The sequence below is a fragment of the Corynebacterium sp. MSK019 genome (genome assembly GCF_030232425.1).
GTDB classification, from domain to species: Bacteria; Actinomycetota; Actinomycetes; order Mycobacteriales; family Mycobacteriaceae; genus Corynebacterium; species Corynebacterium jeikeium_D.
The window spans coordinates 73142-94291 of the sequence record NZ_JASPJT010000001.1; the positions used below are offsets into that span (position 1 = coordinate 73142).

Sequence of the window (21150 nt, forward strand, 5' to 3'; positions counted from 1 at the left end):
AACTCACCCCCAAATTTTCACTTTCCCAGAAACAATTGACCGTTTTCACACACTCGGTTAACACCGCTTCAAATGCTTAAGTCCCTAAAACGGGGTTGCATGAACTGGCGTGTTCCAATCATTATGGAATAGTGACTTCTCTCCTGTGCATCCTGTTCGTTACGGCAGCGCTTGCACCATGGACGATTAAGTGGCTCGGAACCCGCGGGTTCCTCGTACTCAGCCTCCCGCTGGCAGGCGGTGCCATCTACACCGGCACCCATCTCGTTCGCTTAGCTCTAGACAATGGCAACGGGGAAACTTCCGCAATCACGCAACCCGCCGTCACGCATTTTTCGTGGATGCCCATTATCCACTTGGATGTAAACCTGCGATTAGGCCCTATTGAATCGCTCTTCGGCACACTGGTTTTGACCATCGGCTTTCTCGTACTGGTGTATTGCTCCGGATACTTCGTCAATCCGCCGCCCGGAAAACGCCGTCGCATAGGCTCCTTCGCAGCCCAGATGGTTGCCTTCGCCGCGGCTATGTACGGCCTGGTCATCAGCGACAGCATCATGCTGATGTTTGTCTTCTGGGAAATTACCTCGGTTCTTTCCTTCCTCCTGGTGGGCTACTATGCCGAGCGAGCTTCCTCCCGTCGCGCAGCAGGCCAGGCACTCCTGGTCACGACACTTGGCGGGCTAATCATGCTGGTCGGTATCGTCCTAATGGGAGTGACCACAGGCTTCTGGAACTTCTCTGAACTCACCTCGCCTGGTGCTCTGACCGTGTCGCAGTTGAACTCCACGGCAGTCTCCACAGCCGCAATCCTGCTGGTCATTGGTGCACTGTCGAAGTCCGCTATCGCGCCCTTCCACTTCTGGCTGCCCGGCGCAATGGCCGCTCCAACTCCGGTTTCTTCCTTCCTGCATTCCGCAGCGATGGTCAAAGCCGGTGTGTTCCTGGTCGCCCGACTCGCGCCAACTTTCAATGCCACCAACGCCTGGCAACCAATCATCATCCCGCTCGGCCTCTTGACCATGATTATGGGTGGCTGGATGGCCCTGCGCCAGAAGGATCTCAAGCTAATCATGGCGTATGGCACCCTCAGCCAGTTGGGCTTCATTATCACGGTGGCGTCGATAGGCACCCATGCGACGATGCTGGCAGCCCTGGCGCTGACGCTCGGCCACGCCATGTTCAAGGCCACGCTGTTTATGGTCGCGGGCACAATTGACAGGCTGACTGGTACGCGCGATATCCGTGAGCTCTCTGGGCTCGGTAGAAAGTCGCCGCAGTTGCTGGTGATTTCGGTTCTCGCGGCCGCCTCGATGATGGGTGTGCCGCCGTTCTTCGGCTTTGTCGCGAAGGAAGCGGCGCTGGAGGCCACGCTCAATGCTGAGCCGCTGCACGGAATGCCGTCGGTGTTCACCACCATTGGCCTGGTCGTGGGATCGATTCTGACCGTGGCGTACTCTCTGTACCTGCTGCGTGCCGCTTTTGCGACCAAGTCCAGCACGCACGCCAGCGGTGGTGGCACTTCCCCTGCCGTGGCAGAGATGGATTCCCCGACATGGGATCAGATTGGCCCGGCTTGGCTGCTCGCGCTGGCAGGTTTGGTTTTCGGTCTGATTCCGCGCGTCCTCGACTCGATTATCTCGCCCTACCTCACCAGCGCATTCCCGAATACGGAAGCAGAAACGCACCTGGCTCTCTGGCACGGCTTCACCCTCCCCCTGGCGCTGACAGCCACGATTCTGGTCACAGGCGGCATCATGCACTGGCAGCGCAAACTGGTGCGTCAGCTGCAGTTTGATCAACCGGCTCTCGGTAGTGCCGATGCGCTTTACGACGGAATCCTGGACTTGGCCCGCCGTCTTTCTCTCCGTGTCACTGCTGCGACCCAGCGTGGTTCCCTCCCGTTAAATGAAGCGGTCATTTTGCTGACCCTCATCGTGCTGTCCATCGGTGCGTTGTTGCTCGGCGAGCGCGATGAGCTACGAATGGAACTGTGGGACTCAGCTCCGCAGGGTGCAGTTGCGCTCATCATGATTATCGCGGCGCTGGCCGCTACCCGGCAGAAGAACAGACTTTCCGGAGTCATCCTGGTAGGCGTGACCGGCTACGGCTTGGCCATTATCTTCGCCATGTTCGGCGCACCTGACTTGGCTCTGACACAGCTGCTGGTTGAGACGGTCTCAATGATTATTTTCGTGTTGGTGTTGCGTACGCTCTCCCCGCGGGCACCGGCATCGAACCCGAGGTGGACACGACACCGTGCTTGGTTGGCCATTGCAGTCGGTGTCACGGTTCCCGTGTTGGCCGCCTACGCCATGGGCTCCCGTCGTACTGAGCCAATCTCGGGCGACATTCCGCCGCTGGCGCACGATATTGGACACGGCCAGAATGCAGTCAACGTACTGCTTGTCGACATCCGCGCCTGGGACACCTTCGGTGAAATCACCGTGCTGGTGATGGTGGCTCTGGGGATTACCTCACTGGTCTTCCGCACGCATACCATGCATATGCGTTCAAAGATTAAGCCGCAGCGGAATCGAGCTCGCCGCACCAACCGTTGGTTGAACACTCTCGATGAGTCCGGTGAAGCCGAGCGGTTGCGCTACCCGATCATGGTGCTGGTGGCATCGCGCGTGCTCTTCCCCGCCATGATGGTGGTTTCCTTCTATCTCTTTTTTGCCGGCCATAACGATGTCGGCGGTGGCTTCGCCGGTGGTCTCGTGGCTGCGCTGGCACTGACCATGCGTTATCTCATCGGTGGTCGTCGTGAGTTGGCGGCAACTCTGCCGATTCCTAACGAGATGCTTCTCGGCGGCGGTTTGCTGGTGTCGGCACTCAGCGCGTTGTGGCCACTGTTTGTGGGGTGGGCACCGCTAACTTCTACGTATGGCTCGCGGGAAATTCCGCTGCTCGGAGATGTCACTGTTGTCTCCCCCATGCTCTTTGATCTGGGTGTGTACATGATTGTGGTTAGCACGATTGTCTACATCCTGCGCAGTTTGGGCGGTGGCATCGATGCTCAGATAAACCTTCGCGCTGAGCGTGATCGTTCACGTCGTGTGAATCGAGCCGCACTCGGCCAGTCCCGCCAGCTGCGCAGCAAGTTGGCGGCGGCTAAGCCCGCAGGTGTTAAGTCCGCAGGCGCTAATCCCGCAAGCGTTAAACCTGCCGGCACTAAACCCGCAGACTCTGCCAACACAGCCACCTCAGAGGCTTCAGAACCGACAGCCCCAGCTAGGACCGAAGGAAAGGACACACACCCGTGATTCTCAATTTTGTTCTGCTGGCTACTGTCGGCACGCTGATCGCCGCCGGGGTGTACCTGTTCCTCGATCGTTCGTTGACCAGGATGCTCATGGGACTGTTGCTGATGGGCAACGGTATCAACCTGCTCATCCTGCTTGGCTCTGGTTCGCCGGGACGGCCACCAATTTGGGATAGGGAATCGCTGGTCAGCGATGCTCAGGCAGACTCACTGCCCCAGGCCTTTATCCTCACCGCAATTGTTATTTCCATGGGCATGACCGCATTCCTGTTGGCTCTGCTCTATCGCCAGCACCGCTACCGCATCGGCGATCACGTGCAAGATGACCACGAGGACCGCAGCCTGGCAATGCGTCGGGCCAGCGACCCATCAGCTGCTCCGGACCACGACAAGTCCGACGATCCCACCACCGGTCGTCCCACAGAGGCCGGCGATAGCTTCGGTCCGGCCAGTTTCGAAAAGCCCGTGACCCCGCCATCAAACTCCCCAGGAGGTGACGACGATGACGACTGAGCAAATAATTCTGGCACTAATTCCGCTGCCTATCATCGTCCCCGCCGCCACCGCCGCAATTGCTCTGCTGCTGGCACGTTTTCCCAAAGCACAGCAGGCGATCGCGCTAATCTCGCTCGGCAGCCTGCTGGGAGTCGCCAGCGCCTTGGTGTATCTCATCTACGCGCACGGCGTCCACACGGTCCAGGTGGGCGGCTGGGACGCACCAATCGGCATCACGCTCGTAGCCGACAACCTCGCAGTGTTGATGATCACCGTCTCTCAGCTGGTCCTCTTTGCCGTGATGTGGTTCGGCATCGGCCAGGGTATTAGCGATGGTGACGAAGATGAGCCGATCTCCGTCTTCGTTCCGACGTACATGCTGCTCAACATGGGCGTCTCCATGGCCTTCCTGGCCGGCGATCTGTTCAACATGTACGTCGGCTTCGAGGTTCTGCTCGTAGCCTCCTACGTGTTGCTCACGCTGGGGGCATCGTCGTCACGCATTCGCGCAGGCGTGTCGTATGTGATGGTCAACATGTTGTCCTCGATGGTGTTCCTGCTGGCGATTGGCCTGGTTTATCAAGCGGTCGGCACGGTGAACTTCGCGCATATTTCTCTGCGTATGGAGGACATCCCCGATGGCACCCGCACCGCGATTTTCGCAGTGCTGCTCGTTGCCTTCGCAGTGAAGGCAGCAGTGTTCCCGCTGTCGGCGTGGTTGCCAGACTCCTACCCCACCGCACCGTCGATGGTTACCGCGGTCTTCGCAGGGCTGCTGACGAAGGTGGGTGTCTACGCGATCATCCGCACGCGCAGTGTCGTTTTCCCAGACGGCAGGCTTGACGACGTCCTGATGTGGGCCGGCCTAGCGACAATGCTCATGGGCATTCTCGGTGCCATGGCCCAAAATGACATCAAACGTCTCTTGTCATTTACGCTGGTATCCCACATCGGATACATGATCTTCGGCATTGCCGTCGGCAATACGCTGGGGCTCAGTGGCGCGATCTTCTACATCGTGCACCACATTCTGGTGCAGACGGCATTGTTCCTGGTGGTCGGGCTTATCGAGCGCCAGGCGGGCTCGTCCTCCCTGCGCAGCCTCGGTGGCCTGGCCAAGACGTCGCCGCTGCTGGCGCTGCTATACCTCGTGCCCGCGCTCAACCTCGGTGGTATCCCGCCGTTCTCAGGCTTCCTGGGCAAGGTCATGCTGATCGAGGCCGGTGCCCAAGACGGTTCCGCCACCGCGTGGATTCTGGTTGCGGGTTCGATTATCACCAGCCTGCTGACCCTCTACACCATGATTCTCGTCTGGTCGAAGGCCTTCTGGCGCGACCGTTCCGACGCCCCCGAGGGCGACACTGTGCTTGCGCAGCCAGCCGCGCTCCGGGAAAGGACTCAGATGGTTGCTATCGCAGAGCGTGACGACGTCGGCAAGATGCCACTCGGCATGGTGATGCCGACGGCTCTGCTGGTGATTGCTTCTGTGGGGGTTACCGTTCTGGCCGGGCCACTGTCCAATGTGGCTACCGAAGCGGCAAGCAACGTCGCGAATGTTGATGAGTACCGCGCAGCGGTCCTCGGTATCGACTCGGCCGATGACAAGGGCCTGGAGCAGCTGGAAAACCCAGGCCGCACCAAGAGCCCATGGAAGTCGGATTCGGCGACCGAACGTGCCACCAGCACGCTGGAAGGAGCAGGTGAAAGCTGATGAGTAAAGCGCGCGCCAAGGTGGCTGCAAAGCGACCACCACGTATTTCAATCCTGCTCTTCTTATTCACAGTGATTATTTGGGTCATGCTGTGGGGCGAGGTGACATTTGCCAATGTGCTCTCGGGAATCCTTGTAGCCACGTTGCTGAACCTCGCCATGCCTATCCCGCCAAACAGCGCGCTGGATATCAACTTCGGTGGCATGGTGCGACTGTTCGGTTCTTGGACAATCGACTTCGTGAAGGCCTCTATCAGTGTCGCCTGGCTGGCCATCCGACGAGATGATCCGCCACCGACTGCCATTATCAAGGTCCCCATGCGGACCAATGACGATATTTCGCTCACGACTGCAATGGCACTAATTAATCTGCAGCCGGGCGGCATCATCGTGGACATCGATAAGCGAAAAAAGACGCTGACCATGCATCTTCTCGACGCTTCGTCGACAGGCAAGGTAGCTGAACAAATCAACCAGTTGACCCGAATCGAGCGACGGGTGATTCGCGCGTTTGAGAACCGCGATGTCAACGAGCATCCTACCAAGTCGGACGCAAGTGACGACCAGGTGAGCAGCGAGAAGAGCAGCCGGAAAGGCGAAAATAGCAGCGAAAGGAGTAGCCGATGAACCCGGAAGTTTTTAACATTCTGCTCGGAGTGGCTGCCGCAGGCTATTTCATTGCGGTGATGATTACCCTCGGGCACATGATTGCAGGTCCAAACTCGCTGGACCGCCTGGTGGCGCTGGAGTCCATGACTGCAATGTTGCAGGGCATGCTCGCTGCGTTCATGGCCTGGAGCTTGGACACTTCGGTGGTCTACCCAATGCTCATCGTTGCGCTGCTCGGTTTCCTGTCTTCGCTGGCAGTCGCCAAGTTCCGTGTCCCAGACGAAGGAAAGAAACCCGCGAAGAGCGCTCGGAAGGGCACGGGGAAAGCTGCAAGCAAGGTCGCCACAAAGAAAACCGCACAGAAAGCAGCGCCTAAGGCAACACCGACAGCAGCTCCGAAAACAGTGAAGGGAGAGCCCAAATGATTCTCGTGGCAGACATTATCGCCATCGCACTCATTATCACCGGAATGCTACTGTGCGTTGCAGCGTCCGTGGGATTAATACGCTTCCGCGACACCATCAGTCGCATGCATGCATCCTCCAAGCCACAAACGCTGGGGCTAATTCTGACGCTGTCGGGTTCGCTTTTGCACGTCGCCACGCACGCGTCAGCTCACACAACTACTAGTAGTGACTTGGCTCTGTTGACCCTGATTATCCTGTTTGCTCTGGGTACATCGCCAATTGTTAGTAACCGCGTTGGCCACGAGGCGTTCAAAGAGAGGCTCGTCGACGAGGACAGCCTCGCCCGCGATGACAGCCGGGAATAACGAGAGGACACTCCCCGTCAAGATTGGACCCCGACCTGGAGCGGAACCGGGTTCGACCGGGGCCGCCCAGGGGGGCGCCTTTCTTCAGTTAGTGGCTAGGCGCACACACCGCTTAACGACGGCTAGTCGTCTACTTGCTCGTGGAAATCTGCAGGCGCTATCGGATGCCCGGCGCGCAGTTCCTGCACCGCAAGATCCACGGCGGCACGCCACGGGGTGTGGCCAATGCGCTCTTCGTTCGCCCGTACGTCGTCCTCGGTAGCCATGGACGGCAGCGCCCCGGCCGCATCCGCCACAGTGCGCTGCCGCTCGTATGCCGCGCCCATTTCCACGATGTTGTTGACGAATTCCAGTTCGGCTCGGCAACCCAGTTCGTCGGCAAGCGGGGCGAGTTGAACCACAAGTTCACGGAGTTCGTCGCGAACCCACCGCTCGTCGGTATCGCGATTGACGATGACCAGCGCGTCCATGCCGTAGCGGGCGGCGCGCCACTTGTTTTCGGCGATGTGCCAGGACTGCAGCGACGGTAGCTCCTCGCCAGCCTCCCACATGCGGTCGTAGTAAACCGTCAGACAGTGCGTCAATGCCACGATAGCGGCGAGTTCCTGCAGGTTAGAGGTAGCGTCAGCGACACGAATCTCAATGGTGCCGTACTTTGATGCCGGGCGAATGTCCAAGTGCATCGAGCCGGTGTGGTTGATGACGCCGGAGCGGGACTGGTCGTGCATGTAGGACTCCCACTCGGGCCACGTGTAAATCGCCGGCGGCTGACCAGCGGTGGGAAGCTGCTGGTAGAGCAGGCTTCGGTTGGAAGCGTACCCCATGTCCTCGCCGTTCCAGGCCGGTGAGGAGGCAGACAGCGCCAACATGTGCGGCAGCTTCGTTGCCAGGGCCTGAATGATCGGCCAAACGCGTTCGGAATCCTTAATGCCAACGTGGACGTGGACTCCCCAGATGATCATCTGGTTGCCCCACCACTGAGTGCGGTTGATGATTTCGGAGTAGTGCCCCTTGGCGCTGACCTGCTGAGCAGTACCGCGGGCGAACGGATGCGAGCCCGATGACCACACATCCACCCCAACGCGGTCAGCGGCATCGAGAACCATGTCCAGCTGGCTTTGGAGCTCCGCTACGGCATCGGGCACGTTCATGTGCACACCGGTGACGAGCTCCACTGTGTTGGCGAGGAACTCGCGCTGGAGCCCATGTCCGGGATGCTCCGCATCGATGATGTCGAGCACCTCGGCGGCAGCGGGAGCGGTGTCGCGCGTTCGTCGGTCAACGAACGCCACTTCCCATTCCACTCCCAGAGATGGCTGCGCCGATCCGGAAAATTGCTCAGTCATACCGCTATTTTTTCACACTAGGAGTCGTTTTCCTCAGTTGGCTCCGTCCAGGTGACGGTTTTTGCGCACGAGGCAAGGTCACCGTTGGAATCGACAAGCGCAACTGTGGTGAAACTGTCTTCATCCACCTTGGACGGAACGTTCCAGACATCTGCATTCCGTTTGTCATCGACGTGCACTTCGCCGATGACACCCAACCCTTCGGTTGCGGGGCTGCCGATGCCACTGCAGCCAGATGCACCACGCGCCTGCACTGTGTACTTGCCCTTATCCAAGGTAGTGAACTGACCTTTTTCGTCGGAAAGGCCCATCCATCCCTTGGCGCTCATGACCTGTACAGTTGCCAGCATTTTCATTGATCCGTCGTCGTTTGTTCGGATGAAGTTATAGGCGCTGACTCGCTCGGTCAGCTTCGGTGCAGCCGGATCTACGCTCACTGGCGCAGTGCTTGTCGACGCGCCTGCGTTCCCGTCCTTGTCGCTGCTGGATTCAACCCCCGAGCAGGACACCAACAGTGTTGCAGCACAACCCAACGCGGTGGCGACAGCAACACGACGACGCTTTACGGCGAACATAAAAACCTCACAGACCTCACTGGCTACTAGCAGAATACTAGTACCCCTTTTTCAGCCGTGATCTGTTTGAGACTGCAAAATATGCAAAAGCCCCGCGTAGGCCATGAAATGTGTGGCTTACGCGGGACTTGGAAAGCTATGGGGCTTCGCACCACGGCGGCAGGTTTTGACGCTTAGGCCGCAAACCTTAGTGAGAGACCAAAGCCTGGTGGGCCGGGAGTCTAGTGAGCCGGGTCAGTGGCGACCACGACGATTCCCGCCGGAGCGTCCCGGAGGCGGTCATCGCGAGGTGCGGCTTCCCAACCGTTGTCATGCGCGATCTGCTCAGCGGCGGCCTTTTCCTCTTCGTTCCTCGGGTCGAAGTAGACGGTGGTCTTCTCCCACACACCCATCTTCTCTTCAGGAGCATTGCCGGTCTCGCCGGCGCCCCAGCCCTGCTCGCCCATCTGCTTGGACAGGTCATCGGCGAGGCCCACGACCTCAGAGTTATTCAGGACACTGACCTTGACAGTCTTGCGGTCAATCTGGGGCGCTTCGTTGGCCTCATCCTGTGCCGGCGGATTCTCAGCGGGAGGAACCGGTTTGCCTGGCTCATTTGCCGGTGGCGGCGGCGGAACCTCGCCGTCACCATCTCCAGCAGCACCATCCTTTGCCGGATCACTGCCGTTGGCCGAGTCAGCAGGCGCACCAGAGTCAACCGGAGCGGATGCCGAGGTGTCATTCTGGCCGGTGTTCTCGGCATCGTCGCCACGTGTGCTGAGTGCATAGGCACCGTAGGCGACCAGGCACACGCCGATAGCGAGCAGCACGATAGCGAGAACGCGCATGTAGCGGCCATCACCGGCACCGTCGCCGATGTCGCCGTCATCAACACCATCAGCAGCTGCGGAATTGCTAGCAGCCCCAGCGCTGGCACCGGTCGAGGCGGCGGTGGCACCAGCAGCAGCTGCACCAGCGGCGGGAGCCGCAGATTTTGGCGCTGTGTGTTGAGCATCCGACGGCTCGGAGTACGCATGGGCGCCGCCAGCGGCGGGAGCCTCCGCGTAATCGCTGTACTCATCGAAGTCGTCGAAGTCGTCATCGAGTCGATGACGGCCCGGACGCGGCGAATTCTGAGGGTTTAGTTGGTCAGACACATCCCACATCCTATATGTTCTGCCGCCGAACCGTGAAGTGAAACTTGAACCTTATGCGTCTTGGTTGTCCCGCACGGCGCGCAGCCGATGAACCAACACGGGTTCGGCCGCTTCGGCTGCCGGAGAATCGAGAAGTCGCGAAAGTACCTGGTGGTAACGGATTGTGTTGTTGCCGAAGTCCTCGGCAAAGCGACGCCGAATTGCCTCCTGCCGCGCACCGGCCATACGCGGCCCACGGCGGGCAACTTTCAGCCATTCCTTCTCAAAATCCAGCATCTTCTGCGCCAAAATGGGCTCAATGCCGCCGATATCGCCCGCGAGTCCGAGATGCTCGGATGAGTCAAGCCACCGCTCGGCCTCAGGTTCGTGGCTGCCACCTATGGGCTTCTTGCTCACCACTTTCCGCACCCCGCTTTCCTTCTCAGTCGCCCTGATTTTCTATTCTGCACGACACTGTCTATGCAGATACTTAGCGAAGATACATCGTCAGATCTAGCCACCCAGCCTCACCTACGCCCCACCTACAACTCCCTGACACAACTCAGGCATCACCAGGCGATTTAGAAAACATGGACGCCGAGTAGAATCAGCGGCATGACTATCCGTCCCATTGTGATTGCCGGAGACCCCGTTCTCCACACTCCTACCCAGCCGGTGACCGAGGATGTCTCCGAGCTGCGTGAGCTCATCGAGGACATGTACGAAACCATGGACCGCGCCCACGGTGTGGGGCTGGCTGCCAACCAGGTGGGTGTCGGCAAGCGCCTGTTCGTCTACAACTGCCCCGATGACGACGACGTCTGGCACCGCGGCTGCGTCATCAATCCGGTGCTGACCACCAGTGAAATCCCGAAGACCATGCCTAACGACGACGGCTCCGATGACGAAGGTTGCCTCTCTGTGCCCGGCCTGTCCTTCCCCACCAACCGCGCGGAGAAGGCTGTCGTCACCGGTCTGGATGAAAACGGCGAAGAGGTTCGCATCGAGGCCACCGGTTTCTTCGCCCGCTGTATGCAGCACGAGGTCGGCCACCTGGATGGGTTCCTCTACACCGATTGCCTCACCGGTCGTTGGAAGCGCATGGCCAAGAAGGAAATCAAGCGCGCCGGTTGGACCGAGGGCGGCCTGACCTGGATGCCGGGCGTGGATCCGGATCCGTTCGGCCACGAGGATTAGATCGTGGCGGATAGGCAATTGGAGTCGTCGGCAAGCGAAAATGCAGCACAGAAGCTCCCGATTTCCCGCTGGGGTGTCGGTGAAGTGGCGGTGGGACGTCGTGTCATTGTGCGGCGCGCGCTAACCGATGAAGAGGCGCTGGCCAGCGGCAAGAAGACTACGGACGTCATTGGGCACGTGCTCAGCATGGATCCGTTCGTCGTGCGTCCGCAGGTTCGTGCTGGCGTGCGTGCCGACGAATCCGTGGCAGCGGTGGACTTTAGCGATAAGCACATTTTGATTGTGAAGGCCCTGCCGGATCATCCGGTGCGCAATTCGGATATTCGCGCCGTGGAAACTGCGACAGCGAAGGCCTTCCCGGGTATCGCGCATGTGGTGGAGTCGGGCTGGCTGCTGCGAGCCGGCGATGGCATTACGGAGCGTTCCAACTCCGCGCTGCCGCTCGAACCCGGAGCCAGCACTCAGCCGGTGCCGTTGGAGAAGATTAAGTCGTTTTACGATTCCCACGATTTGCCGGTGCGGATTGCGATTCCGGATAGAATCGCCAAACCTGCACAGGCGCTGGTCGCGGGGCAGGAGTGGACGGTCGGGCCGGACATTGTGGTTATGACGCGCTCACTCGATGGGGATTTGCCGCCTGCTGAATTGGCAGCTGAATCGCACAGCGCCGTACAGGTGCTTGATGAGCACAGCGCCGAACAGGTGCTCGATGAGCACAGCGTCGAGCTTGCAGACGTGCAGGTGGATATCGCTGATCAACCTGACGACGACTGGCTGGGGCTCTACCATTTCCGCGGTACCACGCTGCCCGAGCATGCACTACAGCTTCTGCGCAATGAAATTGATGGCCGCATGTGCTTCGGACGCCTGCAAGTGCCTGACAACAATGCGCCTGAAGGCATACGCACGGTAGCCATTACGCGCGGCACGCTGACCGAATCGGACGACGGCCGTGTGTGGCTCGGGTTCTCCGCTGTGGAAGTCGCAGCCGATATGCGCCGCCGAGGACTTGGCACCCTACTGGGAATTCACATGATGCACTGGGGCGCACAACACGGGGCAGATTCTGCATATCTGCAGGTATTGGGCTCAAATGAGGCTGGCATTGCGCTATACCGGACACTCGGTTTTACCGAGCACCACCGGCACCGCTACGCGGAGCTGACAGGGGCTTAGGGGCCGGGGGTTACGTTTCGGCCCTGCGCTGCTCGCCCTGATCGCCCTACTTCCCGCGCTTAACCCTTTTAATCCGCTTCAGCTGCTTGCCCTGCTGCTCTTTGCTACCCATGCGATTGTCCATGCGGCGCTGCCCGCGCGGCAGCTCGCGCGTCTCCGGCTTTTCCACCACACGGGTGTGGACCGAGAGTTCATGACGACCTCTCCCCAGCGGATCGCGTGAGGCAGCCATTGCAATCCAGCCGGCCAGGCCCGCAGAGACAAACCAACCGGCGACCGGAATCATCGACGGCAGAATCCAGGCATTGCGCACAAAACCATCGCGGGCTGAGACTGGCATCCCGTGTGCACCTTCGATTTTCATGCCCATGGCGTGTTTACCCGGCGACCCGTCGAAGATGGAGTCCCCCGCCACGCGGTAGAGGTAAAAACCACCGGGACCGAGGAAGAGGCTGATCAGCATCACCATTACGCCGCTGTCCGATGTCCCCACGATGCTAGTGAGAACTGCAATGGAGGCAATCAATGCAGTGTAGATGACAGAATCCACCAACAGCGCACCACCACGACGTGCCACTGAGCCATTGGCCAGATTGGGGTCAAAGCCCAGGTGTACTGCCATTTGAGCGGTCAGCGGCGCGACTTTGGGATTAGCACTGAGCTCACCGAAGGAAGACACCCCATAGCTAGCGGGGTACCCGCTTTCATAGCCGACCGGAATGTTTGCTACCGGATATGGCACTTCCTGATACGGCATTGCCGCATCGTACGCCGCATATGCGTCGTGTTCCCGATAAGCGTTCCTGCCACTACTACCCAGGTAATCCGTCGGACTGTACTCGCCGCCGTAACGGCGATCGTCCCAGTTAGCCAACCTCGAAACTCCCTTTCCTACCGGGCTTCCGCCCACCTTATCCGTTTTTGTCCGCCTATTTTGTCACTGCTTTGTTCAACGCATGAGGCCGCCGTTTCGTTCCCCTTTTACAATCGTTGATATGCGAATCTGTGTCTGGAACGTCAATTCGGCTCGAACTCGCCTCGACCGAATGGTGGAAATGCTGCGCCGGAATGACATTGATGTCCTGGCCGTCCAGGAAACCAAGTGCAAGGACGACCAATTCCCCACCGCTGCTTTTGAAGAGCTGGGATACCAAGTCGCCCACCACGGCCTGAATCAGTGGAATGGCGTTGCCATCATCTCCCGCGTCGGCCTTGAGGACATCCAGGCAGAGTTCCCCGGTCAGCCGGGTTTCAACAAGGACCCCGACGCAACTCCCGCATTGGAGGCCCGCCATATCGCCGCTACCTGCGGTGGCGTGCGCGTCCATAGCCTCTACATCCCGAACGGCCGCGACATCACCGACCCGCACTTCGAGTACAAGCTCGAATTTCTGGAGCGGCTCCGTCAGCACATCATCGCCACGCTTGACGACGACCCGGAGGCCACCTTCATGATGGGCGGCGACTTCAACATTGCCCCGACCGACGGCGATGTCTGGTCAATGGCAGCCTTCGCAGGGAAAACACACGTCACACCGCCTGAACGCGCAGCTTTCTATGCGCTGGAGCAGGCGGGCATGAAGGAAGTAACTCGCCAATTCACCCCAAACCAGTGGACCTACTGGGATTACAAGGCTGGCCGCTTTTTCAAGGATGAGGGCATGCGCATCGACTTCCAGCTCGCCTCCCCCGACCTCGCGGCAAAGGCGTCCGCCGGATTCATCGACATCGAAGAGCGTCAGGGCAAAGGCGCATCCGACCATGCTCCGGTGATTGTGGATTACGAAGTGTAGATAAACGGGCGGAAAAGCGCGTAGGCCTAGTTCCTACTAGGGGGTGTCGCTGGGGCCGTCGTAAAGCGGAGTCTTTGCTGCCAGCCCCTAAAATCAGGGGCAGAAATGGGCGATAAAGCACCCGCACAACACTTATGAGTCTAACTTTTTGTTCAATCTACAAATTTTCACCACAGAAAGTTATTTCGACGATATAAGGTGTTTATTCAGAACATCAATTCATTACGTCGGGAAGGAAGATCATGACTTCTGCACGCTCCCCTCAGCGCACCACTACCCCGGAGCCAGCGAGCGGCTTCCCCACCGCGGATGACTCGACTGAGTCCGATGAATCCCTGCGCGAAAGCGTGCAGAAGATTTCCATCGGCCTGTATGACTTCCTTGCGTCGACTCGCCGCCTCGGTGAGCGCCCGAATGCCAGGATGGACATTTCCCAGTCGGAAATGGAAGTACTGCACTTTATTTCAACCCACCCGGGCTGCGGCGTATCCGACATTGCACGCCTGCGTTTCCTGCGCCCGTCCAACGTTTCGGCAACAGTTCGCCGTCTACTCGACAACGGACTGATTGAACGCGAGAACAATGCAAAGGATCGCCGTGCGCAGAACCTCTATGTCTCCAGCGATGGCGAGACGCTGCTGGAGCAACTTATCGACCACTGGGGTGCGCTGGTGTACGAAATTGTGCGGACAATGTCGCAAAAGGACGTTCGTGCGCTCATTAAGGCACTGCCCTCGCTACTGAAGCTGGCGGAGCACTCGGAAAGCTATGTTGAGGAGCACCAGCGCCGCCAGGAGCCGTTCTAAAAGCGCGCCGCCAAGCCCTTCTTACTAGGTACGATGATGCTTATGGCTATTACTTTGAAGAAGGCAAAAGACGTAAAGACCGCTCCGCTCGTGGCCACTGGCCTCATCGGCGGCTGGCTCACCGCTCGCGAAACAGGCATTCGTCCGCTCGGTGGCGTCATCTTGGGTGCCGCCGGCGCATACGCAGCACGCACCTGGAGCGCAAAGACCGGCGCCCTGGGAGCCGCTGGCCTAGTGGCCGCCTACCTCGGCGCTTTCGGCCTCTCACACCCGCTGGCTAAGAAGATTGGCGCATGGCCGTCTGTCCTGACCGTCACCGCGCTGGCCGCTGGCGCGGCAGCAGTTGCCGACTCCAAGTAGTCGACGCAGAGAGCGCCGGTAGGTGCGAAGCCGACACCTAGTCAAGGGCCTCCAGCAGTTTCTCGAGGTGCGCGCGCACCCGGGGCCACGATTCCACAAAAGGCGGCAGCAGATCGAGGCTGTCGACGTCGTCAAGCGGAATCCAGCGCAGCTCTAGAGACTCTTCGTTCGGATTCGTCTCCAGCTCTTCGGCAGCTAGTGCGTAGACCGTGTGGTACTTCCAGCCGCCGGCGAGCTCGGGGCGGTCCGGATCGGCCGGGAAGGGCCCGGTGGTGACCTGCGTGTCGAGGATGCGAAGCTGATGCTCCAGCAGCCCAGTTTCCTCAGCCGTTTCACGCAGCGCGGTCGCCTCAGGAGTCTCATGAGAATCACAAGCCCCACCAGGAACACCCCACGTTAGGGGGAACGATGTCCAGTCAGCTCGATACTGCATAAGCACCGTGCGCTGAGGGCTCACAATCAGCAGCCCTGCAGCTCCGAAGCGTCCCCAGCAGCGCGTACCGTTGGGGCCGGCTGCCCAACCATTTCCATCCTGAAGCATGTCTCCACCCTACGCCAGATACCCTTGTGTTTTCCGTCACAAGCCCGAGCGACTAAGATTTGCAAGGAACTAACGTTGCTCTGAGCGGAGAGATTGTCGCAGGCGACTTCGGTCACGTCGGAAGGACACGTGCACATGGGTGAAACCACTTCAAGTGCGCCTCATTCCCGCGCCCACGACAAAAGCCGAAACCCATTCCACCGCAAGAATCGCGCTCCACGCCGAACTCGTTTCAGCGGTCGCACCACTCCCGGCGGCGAAAGCTTAGACACACACACTGCGGCTCAGGCGGCAAAGGAATCGAAAGATACTCCCGCCTCCACCCCGGCTCCCGAGAGCGCGGCACCATCAACTGCTCTGGACACTACAGAGTCCTCGGCTAATGCCCCAGCAACGGCCGCAACCCCAACAGCCCTGGCAGACTCTCCGCGCGATACAGACTTGCGCGTGGATGCCCTGGAGATTGGCCCGCGCAACCGGAGATTGACACGTTTTCTCGGTGAGCGCCTCTACGACAAACTCGGCCCGTCGGCCACGTATGTGCGCCGGTCAGCGTCATTTTTGATAACGTCACCGGGCCGATTGACCATAGTCGCCCTCATCCTCATCGTCGCTATCCTGGCAGCCGGCCTATCCATGTGGCAAACAACCTCGCAACGCCAGCAGCAGCTCACCCGAATTTCACAACTGAGCGAGCCGATGGCCAATGCCTCGCAGAATCTCTATGCCTCGCTGACGATTGCCGATGCGTCGGCCAACACCGCTTTTTCCCGCGGCACGCTCAACAGCAGCCAGGACTTGGTCAGCAACTTCGACGATGTCATCGCACAAGCATCCATGTCCGCTACCCGCGCAGCTACGGGCATTGAAAACGTCGATGATCCAGAGATGAAGGATGTCGCGACTGTACAGCGACTGTTGCCGGTCTACACCGGCATGGTCGAGACAGCTCGCGCGAATGCGCGCCAGGGCAACCCCGTCAGTGTCGCGTACCTCGCCTCTGCCTCAAACTTGATGCAGGTCCAGATTCTGCCAGCTGCAAAATCGCTCTACGAACGCACCAGTACCACCACTAATGAGGAGCAGCGCGAACTATCGAAACCACCTCTTTTCCCGATGTCAGGCCTGGCAGCGGCAATTTTGATGCTGCTAATCACACAGTGGTGGCTGACTCGCCGCACCGGTCGACTATTCAACGTCGGCCTGTTTGGTGCAACCATGCTGATGGCCATCGCACTTGTCGGTGTGGGAATCGCCACCACTCAGCCGTGGCAGTCTAACTCCCTCTTCGGAGAGCAGCGCCCGGACGTTCATGCCCTAACCCAAGTACGCATTGATGCCCAGCAGCTACGCGCCAGCGAAACCCTCGGCTTAGTGCGCCGTCAGCCCGCGGATGCGGAGTCCTTCTCGCAGTCGGTGCGCACCCTGGTCGGCGAGCTGGAAAGAGTGGACGCCAACGCGCCGGACGACGATGTCAGAGCCGCCATCCACGGTATCTACAGCTGGGAGTCCGGCCACAACCTGATGATGGGGCACTTGAGTTCAGGAGACTACGCCGGTGCGGTTCGCATCGCGACCGATGTGGATAATGCCAGCTCGTCGGCGACTGCGTTCAACCAGGTCGATGAGTCGCTACAGAATTCCATCGCCGAGTCCCGCCTGACCGCCCGTGAGAACCTCGACCAATCCCGTCGCGCTATCGCGGCACTGTCCCTCGCCACGGTTACGCTGACCGTCATCGCGGCAGTTCTGGTTGTTTTCGGCTTCCGACACCGGCTTCTGGAGTACCTATGATCGTTTCGTTCTCCCCGTCGCTCCACAGTCTCGCCGGTTGGCGGCGCAGGGCCGTCCTTGGTGCACTCGCCATCGCCGGGCTCACCGTCAGTGCCTGCGCGACCGATTCGCTTGCCGACGATCCCTACTCGCGCACAATCCTGGAGGCCACCGGTGACTTCCCCCTGCCACCGGGCGCGTTCTACGACAAAGCCTCCTCGAGGAAGCCTGCGGCAGAAGCCAACGCCCCAGATCTGTCCACACTCGCCCCCGATGACCAAACACCGGAAGAGCGAATCCCGGAGATTTACCAGCGCGGCCGCATCATCGTTGGTGTTGACCAATCATTGAACCTGCTCAGCTTCCGCGACTTCAGCACTGGAGAGCTCTCGGGGTTTGAAGTATCCCTGGCACAAGAGATTGCCCGGGACATCTTTGACAATCCCGATGCTGTCGAGTTTCGGTTCGTCGACAGCAACGAACGCACTGCCGCACTCGAAGACGGCACTGTCGATGTCGTTTTGCGCACTATGACGGTCACCGATGCCCGGCGCGAAAGGGTGCTGTTCTCCGCACCGTATTTGACAGCACGAGCTGGAGTTCTAGTCTCTTCGCCGGGTGGCGATGCTTCCCCCGAGGACGTCGAGGACGGTCGCATCTGCGTTTCCCGGGGATCCACTACCGAGGATTTGATTCGACGGCTCTCGCCGAACAATACGCTGCTGTTGGTCGGTAACTGGTCGGATTGCCTCATTTCACTTCAAAACAGCCAGGCAGAGATTGTCGTTGCCGATGACACCATTCTCGCTGGTATCAACGACCAAGATCCGGCCACCGCCATTGTCCAGCGGGGCTTGAACGAGGAAAGCTACGCGGCCGGTGTATCCAAGGGGAACCCAGGCCTAGTTCGCCAAATCAACGCGACCCTGGAGCGTATGGCGAGCGACGGCACCTGGCAGTCCCTCTACGACACTTGGTTCGGCCCCTTCCTGCCAAGCGGTACACAGCCATCGCCACAGTACGGCGACGACGAAGACATACTTGGAATCTCCCCCACACCGGAAGCTGCTCCAGAAGGCGAGGTGGAAAACCGATGAGCGACGAAAACCAGTACTCCGAGCAAGCCCAGCATCCCCAGTACACGCCGGAGCCCCAGGAGGATGCTCACGCAGAGGCAGAGGCAGCTGCCACTCAGGCCGTCGCCTTCGACCCATTCGCCGATGAAGACGACGAACAAGAGCCCGGCACTGCCGCTGTCGCCTTCGACCCTTTTGCGGACGATGATGACGATGACGAAGAGTTCGATATCGCCGAATTGTTGGGGCGCGGGGGCTCGTCGTCAAGCGCGACGACCCAACCCGGCACCCAGACGCCAGATCCGTCGATGGCCTCGCACCGGAAAGCGTTGGAGGACTTCCGCCGGAGGCGATCGAATGCACACCGCGGACGCACTGTCGCCGACGGCATGGTACACCTGCCGTACATCACAACGCAGGATCCGCGCGATGCAGTAATGAGTGATGAGAAGATTCGAGCGACGAATAAGCCAGCGCCGAGCCTGAAAGCCGGCGATATCGTGGCGGATCAGTACGAGATTGTGGGACCGATTGCCCACGGTGGTCTCGGCTGGATCTATCTGGCGATTGACCACAATGTCTCGGATCGTTGGGTCGTGCTCAAGGGCATGATGGCAGCGAAAAACGAGAAGGATTTCGCCGTAGTCCAGGCGGAACGCGAGTTCCTCGCGGAAATCTCGCATCCGGGAATTGTGAAGATCATCAACTTCATCGATGAGACGGACGCCAACAGCGCCACCGGCTTCATTGTGATGGAGTACGTCGGCGGCCCGTCGTTACGCAAGCAGCGACGGAGCTACCCAGACGGCGTCATGCCCTGTGACCTAGCGATTGGCTACATCCTGGAGCTGCTCCCCGCGCTGGATTACCTGCACTCGCGCGGCGTTGTCTACAACGATTTGAAGCCGGACAACGTGCTGCTCAGCGAAGACCACGTCACGCTTATCGACGTTGGCGCGGTCACCGGCATCGGCGCCTACGGCCATATCTACGGCACGCCCGGTTTCCAGGCGCCGGAGATTGCCACGACGGGACCGACGATTGCCAGCGATATCTACACAGTCGGCCGCACGCTGGCCTCCCTGATTCTGAAGTTGCCGGCGACCAACGGCGTCTACGACCCGGGGCTACCCTCACCTGTCGAAGAGCCTCTATTCCGCCGTTTTTACTCGCTCTACCGCTTCCTACTACGCGCTTGCCACGAGAACCCGGAGGCTCGCTTCGGTTCTGCCGAAGAGATGAGTGTGCAGCTCATCGGCGTATTGCGCGAGATTCTGGCGGTGCGCGACGGCGTGCAATTCCCGCAGGCGGTGTCGAATTTCTCGCCGCAGCGTTCCACGTACGGCACCAAGCACCTGGTGTTCCGCACCGATCAGCTTGTCGACGGCATCACCCGCGGCGTGGAAATCACTCCGCAAGAAGTGACCTTCGCGCTGCCTGTACCACTGATTAACCCGACAGATCCGGGTGCGCGCATCTTGAGTGCCTCGTCGTTTACAGAGCCCAACGAACTTATCGAAACACTGACCAATGCGCTGTCCGAACCCGAGTATGGCTCTTCCGTGGAAATTCCACTGGGCATCGTGCGTGCGAAACTGGACCTCGGATTAATTGATGAGGCCCGCGACAGCCTCCGCGATGTCTCTGAACGTTTGCAGCGCGATTGGCGTTACCACTGGTACGAGGGCGTGACTTATTTGCTTCTCGACCAATTCAACGATGCCCTCGCCTCGTTCCACCACGTGCTGACGATGCTGCCCGGCGAGCCCGCCCCGAAGTTGGCGCTGGCAGCGACTCTCGAGTTGATTCAACAGCGCTTGGGCATCGCCAACGCATCTCTCCTCGAGCCCGCTGTCGCCCGCGCCGCCGCGAACTTGAGCAGCGCGCTGGATAATGTCGCTGCCGATACGCCCGAGATCTTCTCCCCCGCCTGGGCCAGCGAGTCCCTGTCGCCTCAGACGATTCGTTTCAACACCCTGCGTCTCTACGCCGTCGTGTGGGCGGCCAACCCGACGACGGTATCCTCCGCCTTCGGGCTAGCTCGTCAGCTGGCCTCTGAGCGCCAACACGAAATGGCTATCTCCCAGCTTGACCGCGTACCCGGTAACTCCCGTCACCATCGCATGGCACGTTTGACGACGATTCTGATGCTCACCTCAGGGATGCCCTCCGAGTTAACTGAATCGAGAATTCGCCGTGCTGCGCGTCGTCTGGTGGAGCTGCCGACGAATGAACCGCGCATGCCACAGCTGCGCATCGCCGTGATGGCGTCCGCGCTGAACTGGTTGCGCAGCTCGAACCTCGACCATGCAGCTAGCTCCAATGGTCTTTTCGATGCGCCCTTTACCGTGGCCGGCCTGCGTGAAGGATTGGAAAAAGACTTACGGATGCTGGCACGCTCTTCGCAGTTTCCGCGACACCGCTACAACTTGGTGGATATCGCAAATCTCATTCGGCCACGGACTTGGCGTTAGCTCTCTAACAGCTCCTTACCGAACCTGGTCAAACATGCTGTTGTGGGCCTGAGCGCCACCCCAGAAT

The 21150-nt window shown here is 59.7% G+C and carries 20 protein-coding genes; 14 read left to right on the plus strand and 6 right to left on the minus strand.

Going from position 1 to position 21150, the window contains the following annotated elements; all coding sequences use genetic code 11:
- Positions 1–128 precede the first annotated feature (128 nt).
- From QP982_RS00305 to QP982_RS00330, 6 genes are read left to right on the plus strand one after another with little or no spacing between them, the layout of a single operon-like run.
- Positions 129–3266, plus strand: coding sequence for a Na+/H+ antiporter subunit A (locus QP982_RS00305; RefSeq protein ID WP_083327421.1), 3138 nt, complete (start codon positions 129–131; stop codon positions 3264–3266).
- Positions 3263–3778, plus strand: a complete 516-nt coding sequence (locus QP982_RS00310; RefSeq protein ID WP_284870042.1) for a Na(+)/H(+) antiporter subunit C — start codon at positions 3263–3265, stop codon at positions 3776–3778. The genes QP982_RS00305 and QP982_RS00310 overlap by 4 nt, the downstream gene beginning before the upstream one ends.
- Entirely contained in the window at positions 3768–5471 is a 1704-nt protein-coding gene (locus tag QP982_RS00315) for a Na+/H+ antiporter subunit D (RefSeq protein WP_070856102.1), read from the plus strand. The genes QP982_RS00310 and QP982_RS00315 overlap by 11 nt, the downstream gene beginning before the upstream one ends.
- A complete protein-coding gene (locus tag QP982_RS00320) occupies positions 5471–6097 on the plus strand; it encodes a Na+/H+ antiporter subunit E (RefSeq protein WP_070856103.1) in 627 nt (208 codons plus the stop codon). The genes QP982_RS00315 and QP982_RS00320 overlap by 1 nt, the downstream gene beginning before the upstream one ends.
- The gene (locus tag QP982_RS00325) at positions 6094–6504 is read left to right on the plus strand and encodes a monovalent cation/H+ antiporter complex subunit F (RefSeq protein ID WP_070840970.1); all 411 of its coding nucleotides are present in this window, start codon (positions 6094–6096) and stop codon (positions 6502–6504) included. The genes QP982_RS00320 and QP982_RS00325 overlap by 4 nt, the downstream gene beginning before the upstream one ends.
- Positions 6501–6851: a monovalent cation/H(+) antiporter subunit G gene (locus QP982_RS00330; protein WP_038626688.1), complete on the plus strand. Its 351-nt coding sequence runs from the start codon at positions 6501–6503 to the stop codon at positions 6849–6851. Before QP982_RS00325 ends, QP982_RS00330 begins: the two co-directional genes overlap by 4 nt.
- 122 nt (positions 6852–6973) lie before the next feature.
- On the opposite strand, the gene QP982_RS00335 is transcribed toward QP982_RS00330, so the two are convergent.
- The 4 genes from QP982_RS00335 to QP982_RS00350 form a co-directional block, all read right to left on the minus strand.
- The gene (locus QP982_RS00335; protein WP_016421510.1) at positions 6974–8197 is read right to left on the minus strand and encodes a glutamate--cysteine ligase; all 1224 of its coding nucleotides are present in this window, start codon (positions 8195–8197) and stop codon (positions 6974–6976) included.
- Positions 8198–8214: 17 nt separating this feature from the next.
- A complete protein-coding gene (locus tag QP982_RS00340) occupies positions 8215–8772 on the minus strand; it encodes a hypothetical protein (protein WP_049169906.1) in 558 nt (185 codons plus the stop codon).
- Between the two features lie 221 nt (positions 8773–8993).
- Positions 8994–9908: a LytR C-terminal domain-containing protein gene (locus QP982_RS00345; protein ID WP_070438286.1), complete on the minus strand. Its 915-nt coding sequence runs from the start codon at positions 9906–9908 to the stop codon at positions 8994–8996.
- Between the two features lie 51 nt (positions 9909–9959).
- Positions 9960–10304, minus strand: a complete 345-nt coding sequence (locus tag QP982_RS00350; RefSeq protein ID WP_284870044.1) for a DUF3263 domain-containing protein — start codon at positions 10302–10304, stop codon at positions 9960–9962.
- Between the two features lie 198 nt (positions 10305–10502).
- Between QP982_RS00350 and QP982_RS00355 the strand changes: the two genes are divergently transcribed.
- Together QP982_RS00355 and QP982_RS00360 are read left to right on the plus strand one after the other, a co-directional pair.
- Positions 10503–11084: a peptide deformylase gene (locus QP982_RS00355; RefSeq protein WP_069358948.1), complete on the plus strand. Its 582-nt coding sequence runs from the start codon at positions 10503–10505 to the stop codon at positions 11082–11084.
- A 3-nt stretch (positions 11085–11087) separates the two neighbouring features.
- Complete coding sequence (locus QP982_RS00360; RefSeq protein ID WP_284870045.1) at positions 11088–12260, plus strand: N-acetylglutamate synthase, CG3035 family; 1173 nt, start codon at positions 11088–11090, stop codon at positions 12258–12260.
- A 46-nt stretch (positions 12261–12306) separates the two neighbouring features.
- On the opposite strand, the gene QP982_RS00365 is transcribed toward QP982_RS00360, so the two are convergent.
- Positions 12307–13134, minus strand: coding sequence for an RDD family protein (locus tag QP982_RS00365; protein WP_284870046.1), 828 nt, complete (start codon positions 13132–13134; stop codon positions 12307–12309).
- A gap of 121 nt (positions 13135–13255) precedes the next feature.
- On the opposite strand from QP982_RS00365, the gene QP982_RS00370 reads away from it, so the two are divergent.
- The 3 genes from QP982_RS00370 (at position 13256) to QP982_RS00380 (ending at position 15219) form a co-directional block, all read left to right on the plus strand.
- Complete coding sequence (locus tag QP982_RS00370; RefSeq protein ID WP_038626705.1) at positions 13256–14053, plus strand: exodeoxyribonuclease III; 798 nt, start codon at positions 13256–13258, stop codon at positions 14051–14053.
- A gap of 242 nt (positions 14054–14295) precedes the next feature.
- The gene (locus QP982_RS00375) at positions 14296–14859 is read left to right on the plus strand and encodes a MarR family winged helix-turn-helix transcriptional regulator (RefSeq protein ID WP_016421518.1); all 564 of its coding nucleotides are present in this window, start codon (positions 14296–14298) and stop codon (positions 14857–14859) included.
- Between the two features lie 42 nt (positions 14860–14901).
- Entirely contained in the window at positions 14902–15219 is a 318-nt protein-coding gene (locus tag QP982_RS00380) for a hypothetical protein (RefSeq protein WP_187403920.1), read from the plus strand.
- 37 nt (positions 15220–15256) lie between these two features.
- Here the strand turns inward: QP982_RS00380 and QP982_RS00385 are convergent, their stop codons facing one another.
- Complete coding sequence (locus QP982_RS00385; protein ID WP_049189483.1) at positions 15257–15760, minus strand: NUDIX domain-containing protein; 504 nt, start codon at positions 15758–15760, stop codon at positions 15257–15259.
- 135 nt (positions 15761–15895) lie between these two features.
- On the opposite strand from QP982_RS00385, the gene QP982_RS00390 reads away from it, so the two are divergent.
- Genes QP982_RS00390 through QP982_RS00400 form a run of 3 tightly spaced genes read left to right on the plus strand, consistent with a single transcriptional unit; the run spans position 15896 to position 21083 of the window.
- Positions 15896–17554, plus strand: coding sequence for a GlnX family signal transduction membrane protein (locus QP982_RS00390; protein WP_070595449.1), 1659 nt, complete (start codon positions 15896–15898; stop codon positions 17552–17554).
- Positions 17551–18630, plus strand: a complete 1080-nt coding sequence (locus QP982_RS00395; protein WP_070595450.1) for a glutamate ABC transporter substrate-binding protein — start codon at positions 17551–17553, stop codon at positions 18628–18630. The genes QP982_RS00390 and QP982_RS00395 overlap by 4 nt, the downstream gene beginning before the upstream one ends.
- Positions 18627–21083 carry a serine/threonine protein kinase gene (locus tag QP982_RS00400; RefSeq protein WP_016421523.1) on the plus strand — a complete coding sequence of 819 codons (2457 nt, stop codon included), beginning with the start codon at positions 18627–18629 and terminating at the stop codon, positions 21081–21083. The genes QP982_RS00395 and QP982_RS00400 overlap by 4 nt, the downstream gene beginning before the upstream one ends.
- Positions 21084–21150: the final 67 nt, after the last annotated feature.

Excerpts from the sequence above, each read along its gene's own strand:
- QP982_RS00400 (WP_016421523.1), top strand. The coding sequence starts at position 18,627 with ATGAGCGACGAAAACCAGTACTCCGAGCAAGCCCAGCATCCCCAGTAC.
- QP982_RS00380 (WP_187403920.1), top strand. The coding sequence starts at position 14,902 with ATGGCTATTACTTTGAAGAAGGCAAAAGACGTAAAGACCGCTCCGCTC.
- QP982_RS00320 (WP_070856103.1), top strand. The coding sequence starts at position 5,471 with ATGAGTAAAGCGCGCGCCAAGGTGGCTGCAAAGCGACCACCACGTATT.
- QP982_RS00325 (WP_070840970.1), top strand. The coding sequence starts at position 6,094 with ATGAACCCGGAAGTTTTTAACATTCTGCTCGGAGTGGCTGCCGCAGGC.
- QP982_RS00340 (WP_049169906.1), bottom strand. The coding sequence starts at position 8,772 with ATGTTCGCCGTAAAGCGTCGTCGTGTTGCTGTCGCCACCGCGTTGGGT.
- QP982_RS00390 (WP_070595449.1), top strand. The coding sequence starts at position 15,896 with ATGGGTGAAACCACTTCAAGTGCGCCTCATTCCCGCGCCCACGACAAA.
- QP982_RS00395 (WP_070595450.1), top strand. The coding sequence starts at position 17,551 with ATGATCGTTTCGTTCTCCCCGTCGCTCCACAGTCTCGCCGGTTGGCGG.
- QP982_RS00335 (WP_016421510.1), bottom strand. The coding sequence starts at position 8,197 with ATGACTGAGCAATTTTCCGGATCGGCGCAGCCATCTCTGGGAGTGGAA.
- QP982_RS00385 (WP_049189483.1), bottom strand. The coding sequence starts at position 15,760 with ATGCTTCAGGATGGAAATGGTTGGGCAGCCGGCCCCAACGGTACGCGC.
- QP982_RS00330 (WP_038626688.1), top strand. The coding sequence starts at position 6,501 with ATGATTCTCGTGGCAGACATTATCGCCATCGCACTCATTATCACCGGA.
- QP982_RS00370 (WP_038626705.1), top strand. The coding sequence starts at position 13,256 with ATGCGAATCTGTGTCTGGAACGTCAATTCGGCTCGAACTCGCCTCGAC.
- QP982_RS00375 (WP_016421518.1), top strand. The coding sequence starts at position 14,296 with ATGACTTCTGCACGCTCCCCTCAGCGCACCACTACCCCGGAGCCAGCG.
- QP982_RS00355 (WP_069358948.1), top strand. The coding sequence starts at position 10,503 with ATGACTATCCGTCCCATTGTGATTGCCGGAGACCCCGTTCTCCACACT.
- QP982_RS00315 (WP_070856102.1), top strand. The coding sequence starts at position 3,768 with ATGACGACTGAGCAAATAATTCTGGCACTAATTCCGCTGCCTATCATC.